This is a genomic window from Pseudomonas neuropathica (genome assembly GCF_051174785.1).
Lineage (GTDB): Bacteria > Pseudomonadota > Gammaproteobacteria > Pseudomonadales > Pseudomonadaceae > Aquipseudomonas > Aquipseudomonas neuropathica_A.
In genome coordinates this window covers 3,512,537-3,532,647 of sequence record NZ_CP195111.1, presented here as the reverse complement: position 1 = coordinate 3,532,647, position 20,111 = coordinate 3,512,537, and the positions used below count along the sequence as shown (strand labels likewise).

5 protein-coding genes are annotated in these 20,111 nt (G+C 61.6%); 3 read left to right on the top strand and 2 right to left on the bottom strand.

Annotated features, from left to right (window positions below; translation table 11 throughout):
* Positions 1 to 264 precede the first annotated feature (264 nt).
* A complete protein-coding gene (locus tag ACRRSD_RS16090; protein ID WP_435034261.1) occupies positions 265 to 15,603 on the top strand; it encodes a LapA family giant adhesin in 15,339 nt (5,112 codons plus the stop codon).
* 148 nt (positions 15,604 to 15,751) lie between these two features.
* A complete protein-coding gene (locus ACRRSD_RS16085) occupies positions 15,752 to 16,090 on the top strand; it encodes a hypothetical protein (RefSeq protein WP_007918987.1) in 339 nt (112 codons plus the stop codon).
* 411 nt (positions 16,091 to 16,501) lie between these two features.
* Here ACRRSD_RS16085 and lapD read toward each other — a convergent pair whose 3' ends face one another.
* Together lapD and lapG are read right to left on the bottom strand one after the other, a co-directional pair.
* Positions 16,502 to 18,448 carry a cyclic di-GMP receptor LapD gene (lapD, locus tag ACRRSD_RS16080; RefSeq protein ID WP_435034260.1) on the bottom strand — a complete coding sequence of 649 codons (1,947 nt, stop codon included), beginning with the start codon at positions 18,446 to 18,448 and terminating at the stop codon, positions 16,502 to 16,504.
* A gap of 14 nt (positions 18,449 to 18,462) precedes the next feature.
* The gene (gene lapG / locus ACRRSD_RS16075; protein WP_095113878.1) at positions 18,463 to 19,155 is read right to left on the bottom strand and encodes a cysteine protease LapG; all 693 of its coding nucleotides are present in this window, start codon (positions 19,153 to 19,155) and stop codon (positions 18,463 to 18,465) included.
* A gap of 196 nt (positions 19,156 to 19,351) precedes the next feature.
* Between lapG and ACRRSD_RS16070 the strand changes: the two genes are divergently transcribed.
* Positions 19,352 to 20,062, top strand: a complete 711-nt coding sequence (locus tag ACRRSD_RS16070; RefSeq protein WP_435034259.1) for a GntR family transcriptional regulator — start codon at positions 19,352 to 19,354, stop codon at positions 20,060 to 20,062.
* The last annotated feature ends 49 nt before the right edge of the window (positions 20,063 to 20,111 follow it).

The following is a 20,111-nucleotide window of genomic DNA, read 5'->3' as shown; positions in this document are numbered from 1 at the left end:
CAAAACAGGAACTGGATCACACGCTGAAGGACAGGTCGCCGCGGAAATATCAATGTGACATTAGTGGGGCGATTGTTTAGGATGGCACCCAGAAGGTCAATAGTTTGGCATAAAGTTAATAGCGAAAGAATCTAGCCAAATTATTGACGATTAGCTGCGTCAAACTTGATTCGCAAATTTTAAAAGTACGTCCAGACTGAGTCGGCGCCAAAAGCCATCAGGTCTATGGAAGTCAACTGAACGTGACACCCCGGAGAGTCTTCAATGAGCAGTGTTGTTGCCATCGTCAAAAGCATTGTCGGTCAGGTATTTGTAGTCTCCCCCGAGGGTGTACGTCGCGTACTCGTTGAAGGCGATCGCCTGTTCGTGGGTGACCAGATCGACACCGGCCTCTCCGGCGCCGTGTCGCTGGAATTGGCTGATGGCCGCACGCTGGATCTGGGCCGAGAAACCCAGTGGAGCGCCAACGCGCCCGACTCCAGCACTGACCTGGCCGAGGCCACCGCGCAGGCTGCGCCGTCGGTAGCCGAACTGCAGCAAGCCATCGCCGCCGGCGTCGACCCGACCACCGCCCTTGATGCCACCGCTGCCGGCCCGAGCGCCGCAGGCACGGGCGGTGCTGCTGGTGGCGGTCACAGCTTCGTCATGCTCGACGCCACCGCTGGCCGCGTTGACCCGACCATTGGCTTCCCGACCGCCGGCATCAACGCTGCCGGTCAAGCTGCGCAGAACATCACCGGCGGCCAGACCACCGATACCACCACCAACGCCCTGCGTGATTCGACCCTGAGCCTCAGCGCCACGCCGTCCATCACCGAAGCCGGCGGCGTGCTGGTGTACACCGCGACCCTGACCCAAGCGCCATTGACCGACCTGACCATCACTCTGTCCAACGGCGCGGTGATTGTGATTCCGGCAGGTGCAACCAGCGGTACGGTCAACGTGCCGCTGGCGCCGAACGACACCGTCTATAACGACCCGACCCAGATCGACGTGACCGTCACCGGCACCACCGGCGGCAACGGCATCACCGTGACGACGCCGACCAACCCGGCCACGACCCAGGTCACCGACACGATCGACACCACCACCGTCACCCTGACGGCGGGGCCGAGTGTCACCGAAGGCGGCCAGATCACCTACACCGCGACGCTGACCAACCCGGCGCAAACCCCGGTGACCGTCACCCTGTCGAATGGCTCGACGATCACCATCGGCGCCGGCCAGACCACCGGCACTGTAAACGTGCCGACCCCGGCCAACGACGTCTATAACAACGGCAGCACTGTCACCACCACCATCACCGGTGCCAGCGGCGGCAACTTCGAAAACCTGGTGCCGAACCCGACGCCAGCGGTGACCACCATCACCGATTCGATCGACACCACCAATCTGACCCTGACCGCCACCGGCACAGTGGTCGAGGGTGGCCAGATCACCTACACCGCGACCCTGACCAACCCGGCGCAAACCCCGGTGACCGTCACCCTGTCGAACGGTTCGACCATTACCATTGAAGCCGGCCAGACCACCGGCACCGTCAACGTGCCGACCGCGGCCAATGACGTCTACAACAATGGCGGCACCGTCAGCACCACCATTACCGGCGCTTCCGGCGGCAACTTTGAAAGCCTGGTGCCAAACACCACACCAGCCACCACCACGATTACCGATTCGATCGACACTACCAGCGTCAGCCTCACCGCCACCGGTACGATCGTCGAGGGCGGCCAGATCACCTACACCGCGACGCTGACCAACGCCGCGCAAACCCCGGTGACAATCACCCTGTCGAACGGCTCGACCATCACCATTGACGCTGGCAAGACCACGGGCTCGGTCAACGTGCCGACTGCGGCCAACGACGTTTACAACAATGGCAGCACCGTCAGCACCACGATTACCGGTGCTAGCGGCGGCAACTTCGAAAATCTGGTGCCGAACACGACGCCAGCGACCACCACCATTACCGACTCGATCGACGACACCAACCTGTCGCTGACAGCCACCGGCACCGTGGCTGAAGGGGGTTCGATCGTTTACACCGCGACCCTGACCAACCCGGCTGGCACACCGGTGACCGTGACCCTGAGCAACGGCTCGGTGATCACCATCGAGGCGGGCAAAACCACTGGCACCGTGACCGTTCCGGCGCCGGCCGATGATGTCTATAAAGACTCAGGCAAAGTCGAAGTCACCATCAAGGATGCGACTGGCGGCAACTTCGAGAATCTGGTGCCGAGCACTGTCCCGGCCGTGACCGAAGTGACCGACACCATCGACACCTCGACCGTGAAACTGACGGCTGATACCTCGGTTGCTGAAGGTGGCACCGTCACTTACACCGCCACCGTCGGTGCGCCGGTCACCGGTTCGCCGGTTGTCGTGACTTTGGCTAACGGCCAAAACATCACCATCGCCGTCGGCCAAACCACTGGCACCGTCACCACCACCGCGCCGAACGACGCGCTGGCCGGCAACGCGCCGCTGAGCAACTCGATTACCAATGTCAGCGGTGGCAATTACGAAAATCTGGTCGCCGACAAAACCCCGGTTTCTACCAACGTCACAGACGTCGCCGACACCACCAACCTGTCGCTCAGCGCCACCGGTTCCGTGGCTGAGGGCGGTTCGATTGTTTACACCGCCACCCTGACCAACGCAGCAGGTTCGCCCGTCACTGTGACCCTGAGCAACGGCTCGGTGATCACCATTGAAGCGGGTAAAACTACAGGCACCGTGACCGTGCCAGCGCCAACCGATGACGTCTATAAGGACGCCGGCAAAGTCGAAGTGACCATCAAGGATGCGTCCGGCGGCAATTTCGAGAATCTGGTGCCGAGCACCACGCCAGCCGTGACCGAAGTCACGGACACCATCGACACCTCGACCGTGAAACTGACGGCTGACACCTCGGTCGCTGAAGGCGGCACCGTTACTTACACCGCCACTGTCGGCGAACCGGTGACAGGTTCGCCTGTGGTCGTGACCCTGGCCAATGGTCAGAACATCACCATCGAAGTCGGCAAAACCACCGGCACCGTGACCACTACGGCACCGAATGACGTGCTGAACGGACACGCGCCGATCACCAACGCGATCACGGGCGTGAGCGGCGGCAATTACGAAGACCTCGTCGCCGACAAAACCCCGGTCAGCACCACCGTGACTGACACCACTGACACCACCGACCTGACGCTGAGCGCGACAGGGACCGTGGCCGAAGGCGGCCAGATCACGTACACCGCGACCCTGACCAACGCCGCTGGCTCGCCAGTCACCGTGACCCTGTCGAACGGTTCGGTGATCACCATCGAAGCGGGTAAAACCACTGGCACCGTGACCGTTGCGGCGCCTGCCGATGACGTTTACAAAGACGCCGGCAAAGTCGAAGTCACCATCAAGGACGCCACTGGCGGCAACTTCGAGAACCTGGTACCAAGCACCGTTCCAGCCGTCACCGACGTCACTGACACCATCGATACCTCGACGGTCAAATTGACCGCCACCGAGACTGCTGCTGAAGGTGGCACCGTCACCTACACCGCTACCGTGGGTGCGCCGGTCACCGGTTCGCCTGTTGTCGTGACTTTGGCCAATGGCCAGAACATCACCATCGAAGTCGGCAAAACCACCGGCACCGTAACCACCACCGCACCGAACGATGCGCTGAACGGCCACGCGCCGCTGACCAACTCAATCACCAACATCAGCGGCGGCAACTACGAAAACCTCGTAGCCGACAAGACGCCAGTCAGCACCACCTTGACTGACACCACCGACACCACCAACCTGACGCTCAGCGCCACCGGCACTGTGGCGGAAGGCGGCTCGATCGTTTACACCGCGACCCTGACCAACCCGGCTGGCACCCCGGTAACCGTGACCCTGTCGAACGGTTCGGTGATCACCATCGAAGCGGGCAAGACCACCGGCACCGTGACCGTTGCCGCTCCTGCCGATGACGTCTACAAAGACGCCGGCAAAGTAGAAGTGACCATCAAGGACGCCACCGGCGGCAACTTCGAGAACTTGGTGACGAGCACCGTCCCGGCCGTAACCGATGTGACCGACACCATCGATACTTCGACGGTGAAACTGACGGCCACCGAGACTGCAGCTGAAGGCGGCACCGTCACCTACACCGCCACTGTTGGCGCGCCAGTGACCGGTTCGCCTGTGATCGTGACATTGGCCAACGGCCAGAACATCACCATCGAAGTCGGCAAAACCACCGGCACCGTGACCACCACCGCACCGAACGATGTATTGGCCGGCCATGCCCCGCTGACCAATGCAATCACCAACGTCAGCGGCGGTAACTACGAAAACCTGGTCGCCGACAAAACCCCGGTCAGCACCACCGTGACCGACACCGTCGACACCACCACCGTTTCGCTGACCGCCACCGGCAACGTCAACGAAGGCGGTTCGATCGTCTACACCGCGACGCTGACCAACCCGGCCGGCACGCCAGTGACCGTGACCCTGAGCAACGGTTCGACCATCACCATCGACGCCGGCAAGACCACCGGCACCGTGACCGTCCCAGCACCGGCCGATGACGTCTACAAAGACGCCGGCAAAGTCGACGCGAGCATCACCAAAACCACCGGCGGCAACTTCGAGAACCTGGTGGTCGACAAGACCCCGGCGGTCACCGACGTGACCGACACCATCGATAACAGCACTGTTTCGCTGACCGCCACCGCCAGCACCGTTGAAGGCGGCGTGGTGGTTTACACCGCGTCCGTGACCGCGCCTGTGACTGGTTCGCCAGTTGTGGTGACCCTGTCCAACGGCCAGACCATCACCATCCCGGTGGGCGCCAGCAGCGGCAGCGTCAACTTCACCGCACCGAACGATGCACTGGCCGGCGGCAACACACTGAGCGTGAAAATCGACGGCGCCAACGGCGGCAATTACGAAAACCTTGTGGCCGACAAAACTCCGGCCGTGACCTCGGTAACCGACACCGTCGACACCACCAACCTGTCGCTGAGCGCGACCGGCACGGTGGCTGAAGGTGGTTCGATTGTTTACACCGCAACCCTGACCAACCCGGCTGGCACGCCAGTCACCGTGACATTGAGCAACGGCTCGGTGATCACCATCGATGCCGGTAAAACTACCGGTACCGTGACCGTCGCAGCGCCTGCCGATGACGTCTACAAGGACGCCGGCAAAGTCGAAGTCACCATCAAGGATGCAACAGGCGGCAACTTCGAGAACCTGGTGCCAAGCACCACGCCAGCCGTTACCGATGTGACTGACACCATCGACACCTCGACCGTGAAACTGACGGCCGACACCACTGTGGCTGAGGGCGGCACTGTTACTTACACCGCCACAGTCGGCGCGCCGGTCACCGGTTCGCCTGTCGTCGTGACCTTGGCCAACGGCCAAAGCATCACCATTGAAGTTGGCAAGACCACAGGCACCGTGACCACCACCGCGCCGAATGACGCATTGAACGGTCAGGCGTCGCTGGGCAACTCGATCACCAACGTGTCCGGCGGCAACTACGAAAACCTTGTGGCCGACAAGACTCCGGTTTCGACCACGGTCACTGACACCGTCGACACCACTGACCTGTCGCTCAGCGCCACCAACTCGGTCGCCGAGGGCGGTTCGATCATCTACACCGCGACGCTGACCAACCCGGCTGGCTCGCCGGTGACTGTGACCCTGTCGAACGGCTCGGTGATCACCATCGATGCCGGTAAAACTACCGGTACCGTGACCGTCGCAGCGCCTGCCGATGACGTCTACAAGGACGCCGGCAAAGTCGAAGTCACCATCAAGGATGCAACAGGCGGCAACTTCGAGAACCTGGTGCCAAGCACTGTTCCGGCCGTGACCGAAGTCACTGATACCATCGATACCTCGACCGTCAAACTGACTGCGACCGAGACTGCGGCTGAAGGTGGCACCGTCACCTACACCGCCACTGTCGGCGCGCCAGTGACCGGTTCGCCGGTCGTCGTGACCCTGGCGAACGGCCAGAACATCACCATCGAAGTCGGCAAAACCATCGGCACCGTGACCACCACCGCGCCGAACGATGCGTTGAACGGCCACACCCCGCTGACCAATGCGATCACTGATGTGAGCGGCGGTAACTACGAGAATCTGGTGGCCGACAAGACCCCGGTTTCAACCACCGTTACTGACACTGTCGACACCACCAACCTGTCGCTCAGCGCGACCGACACCGTGGCGGAAGGCGGCTCGATCGTTTACACCGCAACCCTGACCAACCCGGCTGGCACGCCAGTGACCGTGACGTTGAGCAACGGTTCGGTGATCACCATCGAAGCCGGCAAAACCACGGGTACCGTGACCGTCGCTGCTCCAGCCGATGACGTCTATAAAGACGCCGGCAAAGTCGAAGTGACCATCAAGGATGCTACCGGCGGCAACTTCGAGAACATGGTTCCGAGCACCACGCCTGCAGTTACCGAAGTGACCGACACCATCGACACCTCGACCGTGAAACTAACGGCCGACGCCTCCGTGGCTGAAGGCGGCACCGTCACTTACACCGCAACCGTCGGCGCGCCAGTCACCGGCTCGCCTGTCGTGGTGACCCTGGCCAACGGTCAGAACATCACCATCGAAGTGGGTCAAACCACCGGCACCGTCACTACCACCGCGCCGAACGATGCGCTGACCGGCCATGCGCCGCTGACCAACTCGATCACTGGAGTTTCCGGCGGCAATTACGAAAACCTCGTGGCCGACAAAACCCCGGTCAGCACCACCGTCACCGACACTGTCGACACCACCAACCTGTCGCTGACCGCCACCGGTTCGGTCAATGAAGGCGCTCAGATCACCTACACCGCGACCCTGACCAACGCCGCTGGTTCGCCGGTCACCGTGACTCTGTCGAACGGTGCCGTGATCACCATCGACGCCGGCAAAACCACCGGCACCGTCACGGTCGACGCGCCGAAAGATGACGTCTACAAAGACGCCGGCACCGTTGAAGCGACCATCAAAGGCGCAACCGGTGGCGACTTCGAAAACCTGGTCACCAGCACTGCCCCGGCCGTCACCACCGTCAATGACACCATCGACACCTCCACCGTGTCGCTGACTGCCACGGCGAACGTCGCCGAAGGCGAAACCGTGGTGTACACCGCGACCGTGACCGCGCCAGTGACCGGCTCGCCGGTGGTCGTGAACCTGTCGAACGGCCAGACCATCACCATCGCCGTCGGTGAAACCAGCGGCAGCGTTAACTTCGTTGCACCAAACAGCCCACTGGCTGGCGGCAGTTCGCTGAGCGTGACCATCGATGGCGCCACCGGCGGCAATTACGAAAAACTCGCGGTCGACGGCAAATCCGCCGACACCGCGGTTTCGGACACCACCGACACCACCAACCTGAACCTGACCGCAACCGATTCGGTGGCTGAAGGCGGTTCGATCGTCTACACCGCGACGCTGACCAACCCGGCCGGTACCCCGGTGACCGTGACCCTGTCGAACGGTTCGGTGATCACTATCGAAGCCGGCAAAACCACCGGCACCGTAACCGTTCCAGCGCCTGCCGATGACGTCTACAAAGACGCCGGCAAGGTCGAAGTGACGATCAAGGATGCAACGGGCGGTAACTTCGAGAACCTGGTGCCAAGCACCGTGCCAGCCGTGACCAACGTCACCGACACCATCGACACCACCACCGTCAAACTCACCGCGACCGAGTCGGCGGCTGAGGGCGGCAGCGTGACTTACACCGCGACCGTTGGCGCGCCAGTCACTGGTTCGCCTGTGGTCGTGACCCTGGCTAACGGTCAGACCATCACCATTGGTGTTGGCCAGACCACCGGCACCGCGACCACCACCACGCCGAATGACGCACTGACCGGCCACGCGCCGATCACCAATGCGATCACCGAGGTGAGCGGCGGCAACTTCGAAAATCTGGTGGCGGACAAGACCCCGGTTTCGACCAGTGTCACCGACACTGTCGACACCACTAACCTGTCGCTGACTGCAACCGGCACCGTTGCGGAAGGTGGTTCGATCATCTACACCGCAACGCTGACCAACGCGGCTGGCTCGCCAGTCACCGTGACCCTGTCGAACGGCGCCGTGATCACCATCGAAGCGGGCAAGACTTCCGGCACAGTCACCGTTCCAGCTCCGGCCGATGACGTCTACAAAGACGCTGGCAAAGTCGAAGCGACGATCTCCACCGCTACCGGTGGCAACTTCGAAAACCTGGTGCCGAGCACTGTTCCAGCCGTCACCGAAGTGACTGACACCATCGACACCTCGACCGTGAAACTGACGGCGACCGAGACCGCCGCTGAAGGTGGCACCGTCACCTACACCGCTACAGTCGGTGCGCCAGTGACCGGCTCGCCTGTCGTCGTGACGCTGGCCAACGGTCAGAACATCACCATCGAAGTCGGCAAAACCACTGGCACCGTAACCTTCACCGCACCGAATGATGCGCTGACCGGCCACGCGCCGATCACCAACTCGATCACCGGTGTCACTGGCGGCAACTACGAAAACCTCGTGGCCGACAAGACACCGGTCAGCACCACCGTGACCGACACCGTCGACACCACCAACCTGTCGCTCAGCGCGACCGGTTCTGTGGCTGAGGGCGGCTCGATCATCTACACCGCGACATTGACCAATGCAGCTGGCTCGCCAGTCACCGTGACCCTGTCGAACGGTGCGGTGATTACCATCGAAGCCGGCAAAACCACTGGCACCGTGTCCGTTCCAGCGCCAACCGATGATGTCTACAAAGACGCGGGCAAAGTCGAAGCGACGATCTCGACGGCGACGGGCGGCAACTTCGAAAATCTGGTGCCGAGCACTGTTCCGGCTGTGACCGAAGTCACCGACACCATCGACACCTCGACCGTCAAACTGACGGCCGATACCTCCGTGGCTGAAGGTGGCACCGTTACTTACACCGCCACTGTGGGCGCTACAGTAACCGGTTCGCCGGTCACCGTGACCTTGGCCAACGGCCAGAACATCACCATCGAAGTCGGTAAAACCACCGGCACCGTGACCTTCACCGCGCCGAACGATGCGCTGACCGGTCAGGCGCCACTGACCAACTCGATCACTGGCGTTACCGGCGGCAATTACGAAAACCTGGTGGCCGACAAGACCCCGGTTTCGACCACGGTCACCGATACCGTTGACACCACCAACCTGTCGCTGAGCGCGACGGGTTCGGTTGCTGAAGGTGGCTCGATCATCTACACCGCAACCTTGACCAACGCCGCTGGCTCGCCAGTCACCGTGACTCTGTCGAACGGCGCAGTGATCACCATCGATGCCGGTAAAACCACTGGCACCGTCACCGTCGCTGCGCCGGCGGATGACGTTTACAAAGATGCAGGCAAAGTCGAAGCAACCATTTCGACCGCGACCGGTGGCAACTTCGAGAATCTGGTGCCAAGCACAGTGCCCGCCGTGACTAACGTCACCGACACCATCGACACCACCACCGTCAAACTGACAGCGACAGAGTCGACAGCTGAGGGGGGCAACGTCACCTACACCGCGACTGTCGGCGCGCCAGTCACCGGCTCGCCGGTTGTCGTAACCCTGGCAAACGGTCAGACGATCACCATCGGCGTCGGCCAGACCACCGGTACCGCAACCACCACGGCACCAAACGACTCATTGACTGGCCACGCTCCGCTGACCAACGCGATCACTGACGTAACAGGTGGCAACTTCGAGAACCTGGTGGCCGACAAGACCCCGGTATCGACCAATGTCACCGACACCGTCGACACCACCAATCTGTCGCTCAGCGCTACCAATTCGGTCGCTGAAGGTGGCTCGATCGTTTACACCGCGACCCTGACCAACGCCGCTGGCTCGCCAGTGACCGTAACCCTGTCGAACGGCGCCGTGATCACCATCGACGCCGGCAAAACCAGCGGCACCGTGACCGTTCCAGCGCCAGCCGATGACGTCTACAAAGACGCCGGTACCGTGCAGGCGACGATCAGCACCGCCACCGGTGGCAACTTCGAAAACCTCGTGCCGAGCACGACTCCGGCCGTGACCAGCGTCACCGACACGATCGACACCACCACCGTAAAACTCACTGCAACCACAACTGCAGCCGAGGGCGGCAACGTTGTCTACACCGCAACTGTCGGCGCGCCAGTCACCGGTTCGCCGGTTGTCGTGACCCTGGCCAACGGTCAGACCATCACCATTGGCGTCGGCCAGACCACCGGCACCGCGACCACCACCGCACCGAACGATGCGTTGACCGGTCATGCGCAGCTGACCAACTCGATCACCAACGTCACTGGCGGCAACTACGAAAATCTCGTAGCCGACAAGACACCGGTTTCGACCAACGTCACTGACACCGTCGACACCACCAATCTGTCGCTGTCCGCGACCGGCTCCGTAACCGAGGGCGGTTCGATCGTTTACACCGCAACCTTGACCAACGCCGCTGGCTCGCCAGTGACCGTCACCCTGTCGAACGGCGCCGTGATCACCATCGACGCCGGCAAAACCACTGGCACCGTAACCGTTCCAGCACCGGCCGACGATGTCTACAAAGACGCCGGCACCGTGCAGGCGACGATCAGCACCGCTACCGGTGGCAACTTCGAAAACCTGGTACCGAGCACGACGCCGGCCATCACCAGCGTCACCGATACCATCGACACCACCACCGTGAAGCTGACGGCAACGGCCACTGCGGCAGAGGGCGGCAACGTCGTCTACACCGCGACCGTCGGCGCGCCGGTGACGGGCTCGCCAGTCGTGGTCACCCTGTCGAACGGTCAGACCATCACCATCGGCGTTGGCCAGACCACCGGCACCGTAACCACCACGGCGCCAAACGACGCAGTGACTGGTCATGCACCGCTGACCAACTCGATCACCAACGTCACGGGCGGCAACTACGAGAACCTGGTCGCCGACAAGACTCCGGTCAGCACCACTGTGACCGACACCGTCGACACCACCAACCTGTCGCTGTCCGCGACCGGCACCGTGGCCGAAGGTGGCCAGATCACTTACACCGCGACCCTGACCAACGCCGCTGGCTCGCCAGTCACCGTAACCCTGAGCAACGGCTCGGTGATCACCATCGACGCCGGCAAGACCACCGGCACCGTGACCGTCCCAGCGCCAGCCGATGACGTCTACAAAGACGCCGGTAACGTCCAGGCCACGATCAAAACCGCCACCGGTGGCAGCTTCGAAAACCTGGTCACCAGCACGACGCCAGCCGTGACCAGCGTTACCGACACCATCGACACCACCACCGTGAAACTGACCGCCACCGGTACAACGGCTGAAGGCGGCAACGTCGTCTACACCGCCACGGTTGGCGCACCGGTAACCGGTTCGCCAGTCGTCGTGACCCTGGCCAACGGTCAGACCATCACCATCGGTGTCGGCCAGACCACCGGCACCGCGACCACTACCGCGCCTAACGACGCATTGACCGGTCACGCGCCGCTGACCAACTCGATTACCAACGTCACGGGCGGCAACTACGAAAACCTCGTGGCCGACAAAACCCCGGTCAGCACCACCGTGACCGACACCGTCGACACCACCAACTTGTCGCTGACTGCGACCGGCACCGTGGCTGAAGGTGGCCAGATCACTTACACCGCGACCCTGACCAACGCCGCTGGCTCGCCAGTGACCGTGACCCTCAGCAACGGCTCGGTAATCACCATCGACGCTGGCAAAACCACCGGCACCGTGACCGTCCCGGCTCCGGCTGACGACGTCTACAAAGACGCCGGCACCGTGCAGGCCACCATCACTGGCACCAGCGGCGGCGGCTTCGAAAATCTGGTGACCAGCACAGCTCCGGCCGTGACCAGCGTCACCGACACCATCGACACCACCACCGTCAGCATCACCGGCAGCAGCTCAGTGACCGAAGGCCAGACCGCCAGCTACACGGTCAGCCTGAACCACCCGGCGCAAACCGAAGTGACCCTGAAAATCGTCTACAGCGGCACCGCCGCCGACGGTTCCGACTTCACCGGTGTTTATACCGTGAAGATTCCGGCAGGTGCGAGCAGCGCGCAGTTCAACGTCGCCACCCTCGATGACAAGATCACCGAAGGCACCGAGAACTTCGTGGTCAAGATCGATTCGGCCACCGGCGGCAACTTCGAAAACCTCGCGGTCAGCAGCACCAACGGCAGCGTCAGCACCTCGATCATCGACAACGATGCGCCGCCGGTGCTCGACCTGGATGCCAACAACTCCAGCGGCGCCACCGGTGCCGACTACAAGGTGACCTTCACCGAAAACACCCCGGGCGCGGGTGTGTCGATTGCCGATACCGATATCAAGATTACCGACCCGGACAGCACCATGCTGACCGGCGCCACCGTGGTTCTGACCAACCGTCAGGACGGCGATGCGCTGAACCTGGGCAACAGCGTCAACGGCATCACCATCAATGCCAACAGCACCAACGGCACCGTGACCCTGACGCTGTCGGGCAACGCGACACTGGCCGACTACATGCAGGCCATCAAGAACATCAGCTTCACCAACGGCAGCGAAAACCCGAGCACCGTACCGCGGATCATCACCGTGACCGTGACCGATGGCGGCAACTACTCCAACACCGCGACCACAACGGTCAACGTGGTGGCGGTCAACGACGCACCGGTCGCTGCACCGAGCAATGTCACCGGCACCGAAGACACCCCGCTAGTGCTCGGCTGGTCGACTTTCGGTGTGACCGACGTCGACAGCCCGGCCAGCAGCCTCGGCATCAAAATCACCCAGTTGCCGGGCGAAGGCAAACTGCAGTATCTGGACGGTTCGACCTGGAAAGACGTCGCCAACAACCAGACCTTCAGCAAGGCTGACATCGACGCGGGCAAGCTGCGCTTCCTGCCGGATGCCAACGAGTCGGGCGTCAACGGTTACGGCGGCACAGGTCTGGGCAACAACCAGGCTGACTACGCGCAGATCAAGTTCCAGCCAACCGACGGCCAACTGCTGGGCAATACCGGCACCGTGAAGATCGACATCACGCCAGTGGCGGATGCGCCGACCGTGAGCGTCGCCGACAACAGCGTGAAGTCCACCGGGCTGATCAAGGAAGTCTGGACCGGCCTGGCGGGCCTGGGCACCAACGGCAATGGCGCGGATTCGACCACGTTGAAAAACGTTATCGACGGCGCCGGTACCCCGAACTCCAGCACTAACGTGAACAACGTACAGTCCGACGGCAGCGTGACCGCCGGTACGGCGTCGAAAACCTCCGGTCTGATCTATCTGGAAGCCGGCAAGACCTACACCTTCAGCGGTATCGGCGATGACAGCCTGCTGGTCACCATCGGTGGCAAGAACGTGGCCTCGACCACGTGGGGCGTGGGCGGCAACCTCAACGGTTCGTTCACCCCGACTACCAGCGGCTACTACACCCTGGACATCTACCACCACAACCAGAGCGGCCCGGGCAGCTACGACGTCAACCTGTCGGTCAACGGCAGCACGCCGATCGACCTGAGCAGCGCCGGTGTGCCGATCTACACCGGCGTACAGGATCTGGTGAACTCGGGCGTGACCGTCTCCGATCTGCACGGCACTAACGGCGAAGGCTATTACGACGGCTACAAACTCAACACCGGCGCCGAAGGCACCACCGTGAAGCTGTCGGCGATCACCACCGCACTGACTGACACCGACGGCTCGGAAACCCTGAGCGTGAAGATCAGCGGCGCACCGGTCGGCTCGGTGCTCAGCGATGGCGCGGGTCACACCTTCACCGTCACCGCCAGCAGCGGCGACGCCAACGTCACTGGCTGGAACCTCGGCAGCATCACCGTAACGCCACCGCCGTACTACAACGGCCAGTTCAACCTGACCGTGACCTCGACCTCCACCGAGATGGTCGGCGGCTCGGCCAGCAGCACCGCGACCATTCCGGTCACCGTGGTGCCGGCCGTCTACAACGCGGTCGTGGCGACCTCGGGCGACGACACCTTCAGCGGCACCGATGGCAACGACATCATGGTCGCCGACATCGGTGGCCTGACCGTGGTGCCGGGCACCAACTACAACATCGCGTTCATGGTCGACAGCTCCGGTAGCATGAGCAGTTCGTCGCTCAACGCGGCCAAAGACTCCCTGACCTCGGTGTTCAACAGCCTCAAGCAGAGCTTGGGCGGCAGCAATTCCGGCACGGTGAATATTTTCCTCGTCGACTTCGATACCCAGGTCAACAAGTCGGTGTCGGTGAACCTCAATGACCCGAACGCGCTGACGCAACTCAAAGCGGTACTGGACTCGATGGCGTCCGGCGGCGGCACCAACTACGAGGACGTGTTCAAGACCACGGCCAACTGGTTCCAGAGCGCTGACGCTGTGGCCAACACCGGCGCGAAGAACCTTACGTACTTCATCACCGACGGCCAGCCGACCTATTACCAGAGCGGCGAGCAGACCAACCCGACGCTGTACGGCAACGTGAAGCTCGACGATGTGGTGAAAACCAGCAACTACAAGCCGGGCGACACCTTCAGCACCTACATCGACAATACCCACGCGTTGACGATCAACAGCGCCGGCACCGTCACCCTGCAAACCTACAATTCGTGGTGGGGCTGGAGCAGCTCTAATCTGGGCACCATCCACGCACAGGGCGACGGCACCTATGAGCTGTCGAACCTGGCGGGTACTGGTAACAGCACCAACTCGTCAACGACCAGCAACTCGACCAGTGGTTTTGCCTTGCTCAACGGTCTGTCGAACGTCGAGGCTATCGGACTGAACAACGATGTCAGCCTCAACGATCTGAAGCCTTACGACTCGGACAAAACGCCGCAGACCAACATCGATCCGAAGGACCTGGCCAACTCGATCATCGGCCACACCGAAGCGACGATGCCGGGCAACGACACCGTCAGCGGTGGCGACGGCAACGACATCCTGTTCGGCGACCTGGTGAGCTTCAACGGCATTGCCGGTGAGGGTTATCAGGCGATGCAGGCGTTCGTTGCCAAGGAAACCGGGGTCGACGTCAGCAAAGTCACCACCAGCAACGTGCACCAGTACATCACCGAGCACTATCAGGCGTTCGATGTGTCCGGCGCGCATGACGGTAACGACACGCTGTTGGGTGGCGCGGGCAATGACATCCTCTTCGGCTCGGGCGGCAACGACTGGCTCGACGGCGGCAAAGGCAATGACATCCTGCTCGGCGGCACTGGCAACGACACGCTGATCGGCGGTCAGGGCAACGACATCCTCATTGGTGGTTCGGGTGCCGACACCTTCGTCTGGAAGGCGGGCGACACCGGCAACGACGTGATCAAGGACTTCAAGGCCAGCGAAGGTGACCGCATCGACCTGCGTGATTTGTTGCAGGGCGAGACCGGCAGCACCATCGATAACTTCCTGAAGATCACCACGGTCGACGGCACGTCGTCGCTGCAAGTCAGCTCGGCGGGCAAGTTCAATTCGGGCGACGCCGCTGCGGCAACCCCGGACGTGACGATCAAACTGGAAGGCAACAACTGGTCGAGTGCCAACATTCATAACCTGATTGCCGGCAGCGATCCGACCATCAAGGTCGACCACAACAACAGCTGATGCGTGAGCAAAACGGCCGCCCTGATGGGGCGGCCGTCACGTTTGTGCGGTCCGGACCGGTGACGATTACGTCGCCGCACCGCATACTCGCGCGCAGTTGGCTATGCTGCTGACAGCATGACGCTGGTTCATTTCCGAGGGATGCTCAATGTTTTACGTGCAACGCGATGCGCAAGGTCTGTTGATTCGCGTGGAAGCCGCGGCCTACGCCGAGGCCACGGAAACGCTGCCGGCCGACAGCCATGAAATCCAGGCCTGGTTCGCCAACGAAGTGGTGGAAACCAGCCTGAAACAGCTCAAGCAGAGCGACTTTGAAATGATTCGGGTACTCGACGACTTGATTCAGGTGCTGACCCAGAAAGGTGTGATTCGCGTCACCGACCTGCCACCGGCGGCCCAGGCCAAACTGATGGACCGGACACAGGCGCGTGAGGCGTTGGGTGGGTTGAGCCAGTTGATCGATGAGGATGAGGGCGGGTTGATCTGATCCACCGTAATCAAAAGCCTGCCCTCACCCCAGCCCTCTCCCGGAGGGAGAGGGAGCCGACCGAGGTATCTGGCGTTATACATCGACCTGAAAAACCGGGTCGATTATGGATTCAGCGGAGCTCTTTCACTTAGGCGTATCTCTCGGAGGGAGGGGGCCGACCGAGGTGTCTGGCGTATTACATCGACCTGAAAAGCCGGGTCGATTATGGATTCATCGGAGCTCTTTCACTTAGGCGTATCTCTCGGAGGGAGGGGGCCGACCGAGGTATCTGGCGTTATACATCGACCTGAAAAACCGGGTCGATTATGGATTCAGCGGAGCTCTTTCACGTCGGCGTATTACATAAATATCGCACGGTCAGTCCCCTCTCCCTCTGGGAGAGGGCTAGGGTGAGGGAATTTCAATGACTCACCGCCAAGGCTTCGGCTCACCAAACAGCTGCCCCTGAACCCCATACAAACCCATCTCGCGAATCACCGCCAACTCCCCTTGCGTCTCGACCCGCTCGGCAATCAGCGGCAGATCAATGCTATGCGCCGCGCGCTGGATCGCCTCGATGAACAGACGCTTGTCGCTCTCCTGATCAATCGCACGAATGTAACTGCCATCGATCTTCAAGTACGCCAGCCCCAGCCGCGCCAGATTACCGATCATGCTGAAACGACCACCAAAGCGCTGCAGACTCAGGGAGAACCCGAGTTCACGCAGGCGCCGGGTCAACTGCTCCAGCACCGCCTGCTCCGGCAACTGCTCCTCGCCGATCTCAAGGGTCAGACGCGCGCCAAGGTTGGAATGCGCGCGCAAAATCTCGAAGACTTTGTTCAGCGCCTGCGGATCAGCCAGAGTCGCCGAAGACAGGTTCAGCGCCAGCGAATCTTCATGTTCTTTCATCTGCTCCAGCACGCGCTCAAGCATCAGCCGATCCAGCCGCGCGGTCCAGCCGAAGCGCTCCAGCCATGGCAGAAAACGCCCGGCCGGGATGGTCTGGCCCTGATCATCGAGCAAGCGTGAGAGCACTTTGTAATGCAACACCAGTTGCGTGTCGGCGGCGGCGACCACCGGTTGGAAATACAGCTCGAAACGCTGCTGACTCAAGGCCTGATCAAGCAAGCAATGCCAAGCGTGGTGATCGTCGCCGACATCCGCCGTCAGACTCTGATCGATGCATGCCCAGTTCTGCTCGCCTTGCCCTTCGGCCTGCGCCAGCGCCTGATCGCCGAGGGTCAGCACCTGTTGCGGCGAATCGCCGTGAGTGAACGGCGCCAGGCCGATCGACGCCACGGCAGCGACGTCGGTCGCGCCGGTGGCGTGCAGACTGCTCAAGGCATTGTCGAGGTTCTGCGCCAGTTGCAGCGCCTCTTCTCGGACCAGCCCCGGTGCCAGCACGGCAAATTCACCGCCACGAATACGCGTGACGAGGTTCTGGGTTTCCGGGTACTTGGCGCATTCGCGGGACAATTGCTCGCCCACCGCTTTCAACAATTCATCGGTGCGCTGACCGCCCAGACGCTGGTTGAGCCCGGCCAGATCCTTGACCCGCAACAGCAGCAAGTAACCCGAACTGGCCTGCTCCGGGTTGCTCACGCGATTGTTCAACTGCATCTCGAAATAGCGGCGGTTGGCCAACCCCGTCAGGTTGTCCTGATAAGACTCGGCCCGCAGTTTTTCACTGCGCTCGGCCTGCTCCTGAAACAGCGCCTTGAGCTTCTCGACCATCTGGTTCATCGCCTGCACCACCCGGCGCAACTCAGGTGTACGCGGCAATTCCGGCAGGCTGAGGAATTCGCGACGGGCGATGGCGTGGGACTGCTTGACCATGTAATCCAGCGGCTTCAATTGCCGGCGCAGCAGCAGCGCACCGAGCACGGCACTGATCGCACCGCAGATCAGCAGCCAGCCAAGGCTGCCCAATGCGCTCTGCCACAGCTTGGCCACGGCAAACATCGGATGGCTGACCACCTCGACCCGCGCCGCCTGTTCCCAGCCACGGCTGACCAGTGCATCGCCACCGGCCGGTTCCAGGCCGATCAGTTTGACGAACCAGTCCGGCACATTGCTGACCGCCGGAATGCCATTGCGCTCGACGATGGTCTGATCGGTCTTCAGATCGACTACGCGGATACTCGCATAGTAGCCACTGTCGAAAATCGAGCTGACCAGCAACTCGACCATCGCCGGGTCGTCGATATTCGGCGTCAGCGACAAGGCCAGAGCCGTCGCGGCGTCCTGCGCGTGGGAGCGCAACTGGTTGACGTACTGGGTGCGCGAGCTCTCCAGACTGACCATGAAGCTGCCGGTGAAGGCGACAACCAGGAACAGACAGATAGCGATCAACAGCTGTTTGAACAAAGACATCTGAGCGCGTGCTCCTAGTTAGTCGTCTCGACCGGGAAACCTTCGGCCTGCATTTTCTTCAAGACATCCTGCCAGCGTGACAGGCGTTTGGTATCGCCGACCTTTTTGTTGCCCTTGGCGCCCGGCAAATACAGACCTTCAGCATTGAAAGAGTAGACCGGCAGCAAATCGGTTCGCTGCGATGCCGGCTGGATCGGATCGATGAGGCTGTCGAGCACCAGTGGCATGGCATCGGGCGTGGCATAGTAAGTCAGGACCATGTGCGCGCGGTTCTGGCGCAACGCTTTGACATAGGTGATGCGCAGCTTGTCACTGGAAACCCCGAGGTGGCGCAGGCTGAAATACTTGGCAATCGCATAGTCTTCGCAGTCGCCAGCGCCCTTCCACAGCGCCTCGATCGGCGTTTCCCAATAGTCGACCTCGTGCCACAGATCGATGTCTTCGACGTAGCGCACCTGTTTGTTGAAAAACAGGTTCACCACTTTGAGCTTTTCCATCTCGCTGACTTGCTTCTGCGTGGCCAGCAGATTCTGCCAGGCATCGATGCGCTGCTGCCCGGCACCCAGCGGCCCGTAGAGCGCCGTGGCTTTGCGGCTGATCGTGGAAAAATCCCAATCTGCATGCAGGCCGCCCAGCATGACGCCGGCCAGCAGCAGTGCGCAGCCTAGCCAGCGCAGCGTCCGGGGGATCGCGAAACGTACCGCCACAGCAGGATTCCGGGGGCAGGAAGGAAAGCGTTTGATGGTGAAGCTTAGCCGGCAAAAAAACAATGGCACCATGAGATCATCGCCGCCGCGCTAAACTTCAGTTAACAGCGCAGTGTTTTACAAGGTTTGACAACCTGTAGAGCAATCACTAGTGTCATTTGGATCCAAATCAGGCCGACATACAGGGTGCGTAGTCGTGACACAGAAGCCCAAACCGCTGCACAGCATTAAAGTCGATGGACCGATTCCTGCGCATCTGGCCCGGTCGGTGATCGAAGAAACCCTGCGCTCGGCGATCCTCGATGGTCGTCTGCCCTGCGGCACGGCGCTGCGCCAGCAGGATCTGGCCGACCTGTTCGGCGTCAGTCGCATGCCGGTGCGCGAAGCCTTGCGCCAGCTCGAAGCCCAAGAACTGCTCAGCGTTACTGCGCATAAAGGTGCAGTGGTTGCGCCGTTGATTCAAGGCGATGCCACTGAAACCTACGAGCTGCGCATCCTCCTCGAATCCGAAGCCATGCGCCAGTCGATTCCTCTGTTGACCGCTGCCGATCACGCACATGCAGCCGCTTACATCGAAGAGCTTGAAGCACAACACGACTACACGGAAATCGGCCGGCTCAACCGTTTGTTCCACATGGCCCTGTACAGCAAGGCGCCCAATAAACGCCTGCTGCGCCTGGTCGAAGACGGCCTCAACGAAGAAGAGCGCTTTCTGCGTTTCAACCTTGAGGCCATGGGCCTGGGCAAATTGTCCCAGGACGATCACCGGGCGATGCTGCAAGCCGTCCGTGAGCGTGATATTGAACTGTCGATCAACCTCCTCGAGCAGCACCTCAATCGGGGCGTTGAGGTGATTACCCGCTATCTCGCTACCCCCGCCGCGCAAAGCCGCCAAGCCGCGCGCTGAGCGCGCGCCGCCCACGAATCACCCGCTTACAAATCCCCAAGCGATCTGC

What these genes read in the sequence shown, in the direction of transcription:
- ACRRSD_RS16090 (WP_435034261.1), top strand. Translation starts at nt 265, where the DNA reads ATGAGCAGTGTTGTTGCCATCGTCAAAAGCATTGTCGGTCAGGTATTT.
- ACRRSD_RS16085 (WP_007918987.1), top strand. Translation starts at nt 15,752, where the DNA reads ATGTTTTACGTGCAACGCGATGCGCAAGGTCTGTTGATTCGCGTGGAA.
- lapD (WP_435034260.1), bottom strand. Translation starts at nt 18,448, where the DNA reads ATGTCTTTGTTCAAACAGCTGTTGATCGCTATCTGTCTGTTCCTGGTT.